This is a genomic window from Terriglobus sp. YAF25, assembly GCF_052113305.1.
Taxonomy (GTDB): Bacteria; Acidobacteriota; Terriglobia; order Terriglobales; family Acidobacteriaceae; genus Terriglobus.
Genome location: NZ_JBFRCY010000184.1, coordinates 1 through 11,746 on the forward strand (window position 1 = coordinate 1; position 11,746 = coordinate 11,746).

The window sequence follows — 11,746 nt, forward strand, 5'->3', positions numbered from 1 at the left end:
GGGCCAGGGACAGTGCGGTACCGGCCATTGCGAGGGCCAGGGACAGTGCGGTACCGGCCATTGCGAGATGACAAAAGTGTCGGCGATTCATAGTCCCAATCTCAGTTTCTGTTGGTCGTGCGAACAAAGTATAAATAGGAACGATGAGATTTCACCTCTTCGCTCGTTCCGAACTGCTGCTTGCCCTGGGCCTCAGCATAGCAACTCCGGCCCTGGCGCAGTTTCCACGGTCGATTACAGACCCAGCCGCAGCCGAACGCGGCAAGGCTATCTACGGGCAGCAATGCGCACGCTGCCATGGTGACGATGTGCGCGGCACTCAGGCAGCGCCCGACCTGCTGCGCTCGCTGAAGGTCCTTCACGATCGCCGCGAGAACCTGAAAGGCAAGGAGCTTGCCCCCTACCTGAAGGACGCTCCCCACAAGATTGAGCTCGACGCCAAGCAAGCAGCCGACCTCTCGAACTTCCTCTCGTTCTCCATCAATAAGATCCTGCGTAGCGGCTACGACGCCGAGCCCAAGAACCTGCTGAGCGGCGATGCCAAGGCCGGCGAGGCGTACTTCAATGGGGCCGGTGGATGCAACAAGTGTCACTCGCCCAGCGGCGACCTGGCCGGCATCTCCAAGCGTTTGAGTGTCGCTTCCCTGCAGCAGCGCTTCCTCTTCCCCAATACAGGTTTTGGATCCAAGCGCAAAGCGCAGGTTGAAGTCACGACAGGGGGGAAAACGATTACCGGCGACCTGGTGCATATCGACGACTTCACCGTCTCCCTGAAGGACAAAGACGGCCGCGTGCAGTCGTTCAATCGCACCGCCGCGCTCAAGGTAAAGACGACCGATCCCTATGCAGGCCATGTGGAGCTGCTGAACCGCTACACCGATGCCGACATCCACAACCTGACCGCATACCTGGTGACGATTCCATGAAGCATCTGTTCTCTCTGGCCGCTCTGGCCATGCTCTCTCTACCCCTGTCCGCGCAGACGGCTGCTGTCAAAAAGCCGGCGCCGGCGCAGCAGACTGAATGGCCGACATACAACGGCGACTACAGCGGGCGCCGCTTCAGCAAGCTGAGCAAGCTGAATACCACGAACGTTGGCAAGCTGCAGCTTGCCTGGACCTATCGCATCACCACCACCACCGGCGGCGGACAGCGCATCTCGGCAACGCCGCTGATGGTCGACGGCGTGATCTACTTCACCGTACCCAGCCACGCCTGGGCCGTGGACGCACGCACCGGCCAGAAGCTGTGGCAGTTTGACTGGGCCAGCAAAGGTGGAGAGACCATCGGCAACCGCGGCGCGGCCATCAAGGGTGACACGCTCTACTTCGAGACCGAAGACTGCAACCTGGTGGCGATCGACATCCATACAGGTAAGGAGAAATGGCACTCCTCCATCGGCAACCCGGACCAGTTCTACTTCGGCAGCGTCGCTCCGGTCATCGTCAAGAATCACGTGATGGTCGGCATCAGCGGCGATGACTTCGATATTCCTGGTTATGTGGAAGCACATAATGCGGATACCGGAGCTCTGGAGTGGCGTTGGTACACGCATCCCGAACCCGGGACCCCTGAAGCCAAGACCTGGCCGAATGACGAGGCCATGACGCATAGCGGCGGCATGACCTGGGTGGCCGGCACCTATGACCCGGATCTGAACCTCTACTACTTCGGCACCGGCAACGCRCAGCCTGTCATCAACGGTACGGCACGGCCCGGCGACAATCTCTTTACCTCCACTATCTGCGCTCTGAACCCGGACACCGGCAAGCTGGTGTGGTACTTCCAACCGAATCCGCACGACACTCACGACTGGGATGCCGTGCAGACACCGGTTCTGATCGATGGCACCATCGAAGGCAAGCCTCGCAAGCTTCTCGCCCAGGCCAGCCGTAACGGATGGTACTTCCTTCTGGACCGCACCAACGGCAAGGCCATCACCAGCATTCCGTTTGCCAAGCAGAACTGGGCGAAGGGTGTAAATGAGAAAGGCCAGCCGATTCCCGATCCTGCGGTCGTCGCAAAACAGAATGGCACCCTGACAGCGCCGAACCAGGCGGGTGCGGCCAACTGGTACCCGCCGAGCTTCAGTCCGCTGACCGGTCTCTTCTACGTTCCGGCGTATGACGCCTACAGCGTCTACTACATCTACGACAACAACAAGAAGCCCGAGGGCTGGGCCGGCAACGATCGCGGTGGGTGGTCTTCGGCCTCGCTGCGCGCCATGGACTACCGTACCGGCAAGGTCCGCTGGAACCACGAGTGGCCCACCTCCGGCGCCCGCTCCGGCATTCTGACGACGGCCGGCAACCTGCTCTTCACCGGAGATCCTTCTGCGAACCTCATTGGCTTCAATTCCACCACCGGCGAGATCCTGTGGCATTCAGGTTTGAATGCTCCAGTCAGCAACGGACCAACAACGTTTGAGCTGGACGGCTTGCAGTACATCACTGCGGCCGCAGGCGACACGTTGTATGCCTGGGTGCTGCGGTAGCGAACGATAGGATAAACAACAAACGGAGCGCCTTGGCGTTCCGTTTGTTGTTTAAGACCTTGTGTATTCCTGCGCACGCCTTCTCAAGCTTCGTCACAGCCCTGTAGAGTAAGTGCGCTTCCAAAACCCTACAGAGGTCGTGATGAAACGCACGCTTGCCGTCACCTGTCTCGCTGTCTCCGTCGCGCTTCTCTCGCAGCAACCGCAGACGGCACCTACGCGTGGACCGGCACGTATCCTGCCGGTTGATGTGGACCCCAACGACCACGAAGGATTTACGCAGATCTTTGATGGAATCAGCCTGAAAGGCTGGGATGTTAATCCCGCCGTCTGGACGGTGAAAGATAGAGCATTGGTTGGCGCGTACACATCTCAGGAAGGCACGCGCAATCCACAGACCTTCGCCATCTATCGCGGAGCTGAGCCGGCTGACTTTGAGCTCAAACTGGAAGTAAAGCTTGAAGGAGAGCAGGCAGACAGCGGCATTCAGTATCACAGCTACCCTCCTCCGCCAGTCACGCCGCGCTCGGGCGCGCCTGTATTTCCCCAAGACCCGAAGTGGAATCTCGCCGGCTTACAGTTTGACCTGAGCCTGCAGCGCGACGGAAACAATATTGGCATTCTGGCCGAAGGCGGCGGGCGAGGAATCATCGGAGAACGCGGCCAGATCGTTCACACCCAGACAGGCAAGACACCACAACTGCTGGGAGAACTCACGTCGACAAAAGATCTGAATAGCTTCTTCAAACCGCGCGACTGGAATACCGTTCACCTGATCGTGCGCGGACATACCGTCATCCAGAGGATCAACGGGCTGACCGTCGCCATCCTGATCGATGACGACGCTGCAAAGTGGAAGCCCGGCGGAGTGATTGGACTTCAGTGTGCCGGACCGGGCTCGGTGAAAATTTCGTTTCGAAATATCTGGCTGAGGACAAGCTAGTGTCCTGAGTCAGAAGTTCGCCGACATAAATCATGAASAGCTTTGCCATCCRAAGCGMTRAAAAAGCAGGTCCTTCACTRCGYTCAGGATGACAAATTTTACGACAAGAACTTTAGACTCACCACACTGGGTGGAGACCCAGCAGCTAGACAATCGCCTGTTTCGTGAGCCCCGTAAAGCCAGGAAGCTTTCCTTCCCCTGACGCTGGAGAGATCATCGCCACATTTGGCGTCAAGCTCAGGATCATGCCCTGCTGTGTGTGCCGCACTGCCATTCGGATCTGGCAAAGAAAGAAACCTAAGCAGGAGGTCTGCCGGACCTCAACGAGTTCCGCCATATTTCTCGATGCAGGCACTCCGGCGAGAGCGCTTTGCAATGCCTGGCGGAACGCGGCGTCGCGGCTGCCTCCGACGCTCCATTTTCCTACCTGATCCGTGAGCCGGAAGAGATGCCAGCCGCTTCGGTTCACCTGCTGTTCGACAGCTCCCGGACTCCTCGCAAGCTGAAGCCATTTGGCATTCCATGAGACCGCATCGCGCACAGTCTCTGATGGGACCCTGGAACCCTGTCTTAGAAAAAGCTGCCCTTCGATAACCTGCATACGCGACCCTCCGTACGGGATATATGCCAAGCCACTTCGCATAATGGAGCGGTCCGCTGCGAGCTCAGAATCGAACTCGTCAGCCTGACAGTATCTTTAGCAAAGGAAGCTTAAATCGGTATATCGGCGAAACTGGGAATATCTGGACTGCAATTTAGTTACGGCGATATATTTCGCCGAACGACGATTGCTCAACCGATGAAGGTGTCAACACCGGCAGTCTGATCGAGCACCGATGGAATTGGAGAGAGATCGCTGCGTAGAGCTTCGAGACTGGTTCCCAGGATGACCTGATTCCTTCCAGAACGTTTCGCTCGATGGAGACTCGCGTCGGCAATTTCGATCAACATATTCCCTGACTTCTCGGGAGTCCAGGGAGTAACACCGATGCTCACCGTCATTCCCTGCAGCATGCCTGACTGCTGCGAAATAGTACGACAGATATTCTCTGCCAGGGCGAGCGCCTCTTTCGCAGTTGTATCTGGAAGCAGAATGGCGAACTCTTCTCCTCCCAAACGGCTGACATGATCGAATGGACTGACAAGTGTCAGCAGAACTCTGCTGAGTTCGGCCAGCATCGCATCTCCTGCAAGATGCCCCTTGATGTCATTGATCACGCTGAAGTGATCGACGTCGATCATCATCATCGAAAGCGGACGGTTGCTGCGCGAAGCACTAGAGACACATTGGTCGAGCCAGCGATTGAAGCCTCGGCGGTTCGGAAGACCGGTCAACGCATCGGTCACAGTCATCCGCCGCAGCTCTGCGGACCTTGCCGCCAGCTCCTCTTTAACAGTTTCCAGCTCCGCTTCCCGGCATTTCTCGCGCGTTACATCAATCGCGATACCTGCCAGGAAGCGCTGGCCGTTTGCATCGGTAAAGGGAAATTTGTAGGACTTCCAGTAGAGATGGCTGCCGTGGGGAGCGGGTGTCCGTTCTTCAACCTCTACTAACCCAGTCTGTGCGAGCACTGCCAGATCCGCAGCACGGTACTCATCTGCCAGCTCCGACGGCCATATCTCGTGATCGGATTTCCCGAGCCAATCGTGCTGGGTAATGCAGAAAGTTTCGGCCACCTTGCGGTTATAGAAGCGCATGCGGCCATCCTGGTCCTTGATGTATGCGGCAACCGGGCTGTGGTCCATGAAGGCGCAGAAGCGCTCATTGCTTGAGAGCAGGTCTTTCGCGAGGGCATCTGCTGTACGGGTTAGCTCGTCGACCTGTACGATCCGCTGTCGCAAGGCCAGCAGCGTGTAGTGACAGATTGACTCTTTGCGAGGAGTTGACGCACAGGTCATACCCTCTGCCGATTTCAGCCACACGCGAGCATCGTCGATGAATGCCACCGTCGCAATGGGCGACTGCAGCATCTTTGCCGCAAGCCGTCGTATGTCATCGAAGGCTTCTTCCGGTTCGGAATCCAATAGTCCGGTCGCGTGTAGTGCACGAAGACGAGCTACTTCAAAGAGCTGCTGCGTCAGTGCTGCCTGAGAACCACGAATCGCCGGCATAGTAGGAACCTTGAACTATATGTCGGCAGAAGGTTTTACGACTTTAGTAACGCAGGCAAAAAGCAGAAGCCCGGCGAGCTGATTGCACTTCAGCACGCCGGGCTCTAACTATTTCGAGGGTTATTGCCTTGGCTGCTCCAGCCGATAGCCGGAGGGAACCTGGAACAACGAGGTTGCCTGCTCGCCAACCTGAATGTTGTGCAGCTGATACCGTGTCTCGCCGAACCTGGGATCATTCGTGGACGACTGAACGATGGTATCGATGCCTGTAGCGAACCAGGTCTCGGTAACGATGGCGATAGGCCGTTCATTGCCTACCTGCCCGGCGGGAATCGTAATGGTCTGCTGACGTCCGTTACAGAGAACGCCTTCAATCGTTTTGGAGCCGAGATCCTGCTGCGTAATGCTGCGCGCCTCATCGAGCGGAGGAAGCTTGCGTAATGGCGGATTGCTCTGGGCTTCACGTTCATCGAGGAATTTGCGAGACCGCGGCAGTTGCAACGCTTCTTTCTGCCCCGGATCCAATACGTAAGCCATATTGCCTACCGGGTCATCGATAAAGACCTTCACTTCGTGAGGACCAGGATTGGCGGGATCGATGTTGCCAAACGTCTGCTCTCGCCGGGTTCTGCCGAGGCTGTCGCGATAAAACCTGCTGACCGTATGGCGCACGATCCGGTTGCCATCGGGCAATGTTTGAACCGTCTCGGTCGTGGAATCAGCCACGTATGGTTTGCCTTTGATCAGCTTGCTGTCAATGGAAAGCACTTCGACAGCGCGATCCTGTTCATGCCGCTCAGCCTGCTGAGCCATGTTGATGGCCGGCAGGAAAGAGATGGTTAGCGAGGTGAGAACGGTATAGACGATGCGGTGATATTGCATTGGAAGTAATCCTTTCTAAGCTGAAAATCAACGAACAAACCGAACGGCGCGCGACAGGCCATCCTGGCCCACGACAAACTCCGCCAGAACCATCTCTGAAGCAACGGCCGGAGAAACATCGAAGCCATACTGCCGAAGCTCATCCCGGCGAATCTGCATGCGGACGAGCGTAGCCATCGATGGCGCAGGCAATCCCTCACTCGATGGCAGAGTGATAAAGGGATTCATGTCGTTCATTGCAGGTGCAGTCGTTGGTCTCTTCCCCGTTCTTGTATGCGCGGCCGGAGACTTCCCTTTGGAAGCGGATGGAGTTGAACGCTCTTGAGCAGCTCCGGCTGCTGGGAGTGTGTTCGGTAGACTCGCAACGGTTACCGGCTGTACGTGCAAAGCGGGTGTCGCATGGTATCGATAGAACACTCCAACCGCGGAGCAAGCTGCCAGTGCAGCACCCAAAGCTGCCACTCGAAACCATGAACGTTGCGGAGATTTACCAGAGACGACGCCTGCCTCCACCAGCGCGACCAGACCGCGTTTCACCGAATCGGGAGCGCCGATCTCCTGATGCTCCTGACGCAGAGATGAAAGAGCTTCCTGCAATGAACGATTCATGGACGTATTCCTTTTTCCGCACCTGCCGGAACTTCGGACAACAATGTGGCGAGCCTGGCTTTAGCGCGATGCAATCGCGAGCGAACGGTGCCTATCGGTACGGCGAGGATGAGAGAGACCTGCGGATAGGTCATCTCTTCCAGCTCACAGAGAATGACAACCTCTTTCRGCAGTAACGGCAGCTCATCAATTCCCTTACGGACCATCTCGACGGCCTCTTTCCGGCTGAGCCATTGATCCGGAGCATCCGAAGATGGCGCTTCAACAGGCTCTTCCCTGTCATCCAGCTCAACGAAACGCTCGTCGCGCTCCAGGCGCTTCCACAACTGCCTGCGTGCAACGCCGCAAAGCCAGGTAGAGAATGCGCTTCGTTCTGCTTCGRAGTGATGAGGATGGCGAAGAAACGCAATAAAAGCCTCCTGCGTAACCTCTTCGGCCATAGAGGCATCACCACACATGCGCAGGGTGAAGCGATAAACGATGGCTCCATGCCGCTGATATAGCTCCGCGGTCGCATCTCCGTTGCCGAGACAGGCAGCTCGAACCAGTGCCGCATCGGATTCACGATCGCGAGAAACTCTGTATCGCTTGAACATGGCTATTCATGATTACCGCGAGCGGGCAAAAGAGTTCCCTCAGAACGAGAAAAATCGATTCCTATCCCACCCATTTGCGATGCAATGGATGGGGCACCCAGTTCTGTGGTCAATCGATCGATGCGTCTACCGGGATCCTGACGGCCCCGTATCTTCCGCCGCCTGCAGTGCCTGCTGCGCCAGGCGACGAAAGACCTCGCGCAGTTCCGTGGGACTATGGACGACGATCCGGCGTCCCAGGCTGAGCAACATCGCGGCAACCATCTCCAGACGATCACGGCCGCAGCGCAGGCGGGTTCCGCCTTCCTGCTCCTCAGTCACGACCCTCCAGGGAGAAAACGCCCGCTCCGCCTCCCCGATCGGCATATCGATCCAGACATCGATCTGGTAATCCGACTGCACAAATGGCATGTGCGCCCGCATATGCTGCTTCGCATCGAAGCGCGCAGGAGGATCGAAGCTGGTGGAGGACACCTCCAGCTCCTCAACCCGATCCAACCGGAAGGTACGCAGCGCTTTGCGCGACAGGCAGTGGCCGATTAGATACCATCGGCCATCCGTGTGGAGCACCGCATAGGGCTGAATCTTCCTGCGTGAGTCCGTTCCGTCATGAGAACGATACGAGAAGCGAATCTCTCGATGCGTACGAATGGCGGAGGCCGCACGGATCAGGGAGTCCACGGATGTAGAAACCACCCACGGCCCCGGCTCGATAGCCACCACATCTTCCACCGTGCGAATGCTGTCTCGCAGCGAGTGCGGCATGACACGCTCCAGCTTGGCGAGCGCACCCTCGGTTGCTGGTGCAAACGCCGACAGCCCCATCTGGCTGAGCGAGCGCAACCCCAGGGAGAGCGCAAAGGCTTCCTCATTGGTCAGCAGGAGCGGCGGCAAACGGTAGCCCGGCCGAAGACGGTAAGCCCCACCCACTCCACGGGAAGACTCGATAGGGATACTCAGGTCCTTCAGTCGGACGATATAACGCTGCACGGTACGCAGATCGACCTCCAGACGCTCGGCCAGCTCTGCCCCAGTCACGTGGTCGCGCGCCTGCAGAATCTCCAGCACCGTCAGGACGCGCATGATGGGGTCGTACATACGATTTTCAGTTTGGCATTAATTTGCGACAGAGGTTGTCGGGAATTCCGGCTAATCTTCTCCTGAGCCTGGATAGGCTACCTGGAGGAATCGATATGGCAACCGAGACAGCAACCGTGAACGTAGTGACTGCAGACGCCCTGCTCAAGAGCTGGCAAGGACATCGGCGGCTCACGCGTCGCGTGATTGACGCATTTCCGGAAGAGAAGCTCTTTCAGTTTTCAGTGGGCGGCATGAGGCCCTTTGCCGAAATGGCGTGGGAGTTCATCCGCATGGCCGTCCCGATCGTGGATGGAGTCGCCACCGGCAAATGGGAGGAGTTCAACAAGGGAGACAAGCCCACTACCAAGAGCGAGATTCTGCGCCTGTGGGACGAGCAGACCGCAGCTCTGGACAAGAAGTTCCCGGAGATTCCTCCGCATCGCTTCTACGAAGTGGACAAGGCCTTCGGCCAGTGGGAAATGCCGGGGATCGTCACCATCCAGTATGCGATCGACAACGAGATCCATCATCGCGGCCAGGGATATGTCTATCTGCGTGCGCTTGGCATCGAGCCACCGCCGTTCTGGGAGCGGGACTAGAGCATTTTCCCTGTAGGTGTAGAGTAGGGCTTCCGCATCCATGGGCGTTTTCCGCAATGAAAACGCCGCTTCACGCCGCTTCCGGAATACCCAGCAACAGGGAAAATCCTTTTAAACGTCTCTTACCTACCCGGAGGGCTACCGAGGAATCGCATCTATTCGCGCGACCGGTAGCCCTCTCTCCCTTTTGGAAGATCTCTTTCAGCTGAGTTGAGTCAAATTCCCGGCGCCGACATCTATCTCGATGCGGCTGCGAGTCTGCATTGATCGTGTCCGCCAAAAAGCACGATGGAGATTTGGCATGCGCGTGATGGTCGCTGAGGGGTTCGAAGGTTACAGCTCGTTAAAACTTATCCAGAGGGACAAGCCTGTTCCCGGTGAAAACGAAGTGCTGGTGCGCATGGCTGCGGCCGGGGTCACTCCTCTGGACTACACCATCCTGAGCGGCCATTATCCGAAAGCCAGAGCGCCGCTTGTGCTGGGCAACGAAGGCTCCGGCGTGGTTGCGTCCACAGGCGATGCTGCGTTCCCGGAAGGGACACCGGTGATGTTCTTTGGCCCCTACGGAGTGCTTCGCGATGGCACCTACAGTGAGTGGTCGGTGGTACATCGCGATCATCTGCGCCGCGTTCCGGAAGGCGTCGATCTGGCGGCGGCCGCTGGTTTGCCGGTTGCCTATCTGACCGCCCAGCTTGCCCTGGAGAAGGCAGGATTTGCTCCCGGGAAAAGCGTGCTGGCGCCCGGAATCGGAGGCTCGGTAGGAAATGCCGTCACGCAATTGGCACGAGCCCGCGGAGCAGCTCATGCAATCTCTACCAGCTCTTCCTCTTCAAAAGCCCGTGAGGCTGCCGAGCTTGGCTTCGCAGAAGTGATCGACCTGTCACAGGAAACGCTGCGGGATGGAGTCAGACGCATTACTGAGGGAAAAGGCGTGGACGTCATCATCGATGGCGTTGGCGGCACAGTTCTGAGTGAAGCGCTGGGAACGCTCGCCCTATCGGGAACAGCAGTCACACTTGGCTACTCAGGTGGCCAGAAGAGCACGATCGACGTCACCGACCTGATTTGGAAGAGAGCCTCACTGCTCAGCCTGTCATTGATGTCGTATTCTCCCGAAGCCTGGCAAAAGGCGTGGGACACCATGGAGCCTCTGTTCGCCGCAGGCAAGCTGGTGCCAATGGTAAAACGCACTTTCCCCTTACAGGAGGCAGCCGAAGCCTTACGCTTTCTGCTCGAAGATCGCCCCTTCGGCCGCGTCCTTTTGCAGGCATAGGCTCTTTCGCGATCCTCAAGACCTTCTCTAGAAGGTCTTGAGGAACTCGATCAGCGCTCGCTTATCATCATCCGAAAGTCCTGGCTCGCCCTCGCCCGTCAACATATCTGTGCCGAAGTAGTGTCCCTTGTTCACAACGAAGTCAGGGCACTTGTTGAACTTGATCAGATCCGGCTCAACGCTCGCGAAGATGTGATTGATCTCCGCATCGCTGGCGCCGTCGCCGATCTTCTTCAGGTCTGACTTGATCTTGAGCACCAACCGGATTGCCTGGAGATTGTGTTCAAAACGATCCCAGCTGCTGCTGTTGTCACTCATCAGGTTCAGGCTTGCAAGCAGGCTAACAGGCGTCCCAGCAGGGATGGGACCGAGCTGGACGCCGTCCTTACCAAAGAGCCATGGCGCCAGCGCATGCGCGACCTCTGGGTGGCTGGAGAACGGCTCCGGCAGATAACCCGCGCCTGCTGTCAGATAGGAGCGTTGCGTCGTGCGATCCACAGCCCCCGCAAGCTTGTCTGGGAGAACGCTGTCCTTCTCCCTTGTCTCAGGCCACAGGAGCTGATGAATCGCATCGTTGAACTCCTTCATGCGCTCATCGACTCCAGGATCGGGGCTTGGCCCAATGCGATAGTAGTTTGAGTTGTTCCCGACCGTGTTGTTCAGCAGGAATGGCGCCGTTGACCAGACGCTGATCAAGCTTGGGACGCGCGTGTACCCCCTGCCACCCGCCGGCATCTGATAACTCGATGTTTTGCCGGTGTAGGGATCCTGCACATCGATCGAGCCGACGGAAGGCAGGTCCTTGTAACTCTGCGACGTGAAGTTATCCCAGATATTGCCACCAAGACCGTTCGTTGCCAGCGGACTGCACGCGTTGGTCTTAAGTAGCGTGACCGGTATCCTGGCGTCCGTAGAGAGGAAGTTATCGTTCAGGAAGTCATCTCGCAGCACAATATCCCGCATTGCCTTCTTGAATTCCGGCGTCTTGGTCCACGTCCAGTATTTGTTCCAGCAATCGAGATAGTTCTTCCCTGCGCATCCCTGCAGGCTCACGGCATTCGGAGAATCGGGCAGCTTGCTGGAGTGGCACCGCGCGCAACGTTCCGCAAAGACCTCCTTGCCGCGTGTCATCACGGCTTTGTCTTTGCTGAGATAGAC

Annotated in this window: 11 protein-coding genes and 1 pseudogene; 5 read left to right on the forward strand and 7 right to left on the reverse strand. The window is 57.6% G+C overall.

The window, feature by feature from the left end:
* Positions 1 to 143 precede the first annotated feature (143 nt).
* From AB4043_RS09720 to AB4043_RS09730, 3 genes are all read left to right on the forward strand, one after another.
* Positions 144 to 926, forward strand: coding sequence for a c-type cytochrome (locus tag AB4043_RS09720; RefSeq protein ID WP_442299970.1), 783 nt, complete (start codon positions 144 to 146; stop codon positions 924 to 926).
* Entirely contained in the window at positions 923 to 2,494 is a 1,572-nt protein-coding gene (locus AB4043_RS09725; RefSeq protein ID WP_442299971.1) for an acido-empty-quinoprotein group A, read from the forward strand. Before AB4043_RS09720 ends, AB4043_RS09725 begins: the two co-directional genes overlap by 4 nt.
* A gap of 142 nt (positions 2,495 to 2,636) precedes the next feature.
* Complete coding sequence (locus AB4043_RS09730) at positions 2,637 to 3,437, forward strand: 3-keto-disaccharide hydrolase (RefSeq protein ID WP_442299972.1); 801 nt, start codon at positions 2,637 to 2,639, stop codon at positions 3,435 to 3,437.
* Between the two features lie 145 nt (positions 3,438 to 3,582).
* Here the strand turns inward: AB4043_RS09730 and AB4043_RS09735 are convergent, their stop codons facing one another.
* From AB4043_RS09735 to AB4043_RS09760, 6 genes are all read right to left on the reverse strand, one after another.
* On the reverse strand, positions 3,583 to 4,038 hold the full coding sequence (locus AB4043_RS09735; protein WP_442299973.1) for a hypothetical protein: 456 nt from the start codon (positions 4,036 to 4,038) through the stop codon (positions 3,583 to 3,585).
* 191 nt (positions 4,039 to 4,229) lie between these two features.
* On the reverse strand, positions 4,230 to 5,549 hold the full coding sequence (locus tag AB4043_RS09740; protein ID WP_442306957.1) for a diguanylate cyclase: 1,320 nt from the start codon (positions 5,547 to 5,549) through the stop codon (positions 4,230 to 4,232).
* 120 nt (positions 5,550 to 5,669) lie between these two features.
* Complete coding sequence (locus AB4043_RS09745; RefSeq protein ID WP_442299975.1) at positions 5,670 to 6,431, reverse strand: hypothetical protein; 762 nt, start codon at positions 6,429 to 6,431, stop codon at positions 5,670 to 5,672.
* Positions 6,432 to 6,458: 27 nt separating this feature from the next.
* Positions 6,459 to 7,040, reverse strand: a complete 582-nt coding sequence (locus AB4043_RS09750; RefSeq protein WP_442299976.1) for a hypothetical protein — start codon at positions 7,038 to 7,040, stop codon at positions 6,459 to 6,461.
* Positions 7,037 to 7,636 carry an RNA polymerase sigma factor gene (locus AB4043_RS09755; protein ID WP_442306958.1) on the reverse strand — a complete coding sequence of 200 codons (600 nt, stop codon included), beginning with the start codon at positions 7,634 to 7,636 and terminating at the stop codon, positions 7,037 to 7,039. The genes AB4043_RS09750 and AB4043_RS09755 overlap by 4 nt, the downstream gene beginning before the upstream one ends.
* Before the next feature lie 126 nt (positions 7,637 to 7,762).
* Entirely contained in the window at positions 7,763 to 8,734 is a 972-nt protein-coding gene (locus AB4043_RS09760; RefSeq protein WP_442299978.1) for a helix-turn-helix transcriptional regulator, read from the reverse strand.
* Positions 8,735 to 8,829: 95 nt separating this feature from the next.
* On the opposite strand from AB4043_RS09760, the gene AB4043_RS09765 reads away from it, so the two are divergent.
* Positions 8,830 to 9,315 carry a DinB family protein gene (locus tag AB4043_RS09765; RefSeq protein ID WP_442299979.1) on the forward strand — a complete coding sequence of 162 codons (486 nt, stop codon included), beginning with the start codon at positions 8,830 to 8,832 and terminating at the stop codon, positions 9,313 to 9,315.
* Between the two features lie 301 nt (positions 9,316 to 9,616).
* Positions 9,617 to 10,588, forward strand: coding sequence for a quinone oxidoreductase family protein (locus AB4043_RS09770; protein ID WP_442299980.1), 972 nt, complete (start codon positions 9,617 to 9,619; stop codon positions 10,586 to 10,588).
* A gap of 27 nt (positions 10,589 to 10,615) precedes the next feature.
* Here the strand turns inward: AB4043_RS09770 and AB4043_RS09775 are convergent.
* Positions 10,616 to 11,746: pseudogene (locus AB4043_RS09775) on the reverse strand (hypothetical protein); the annotation flags it as partial.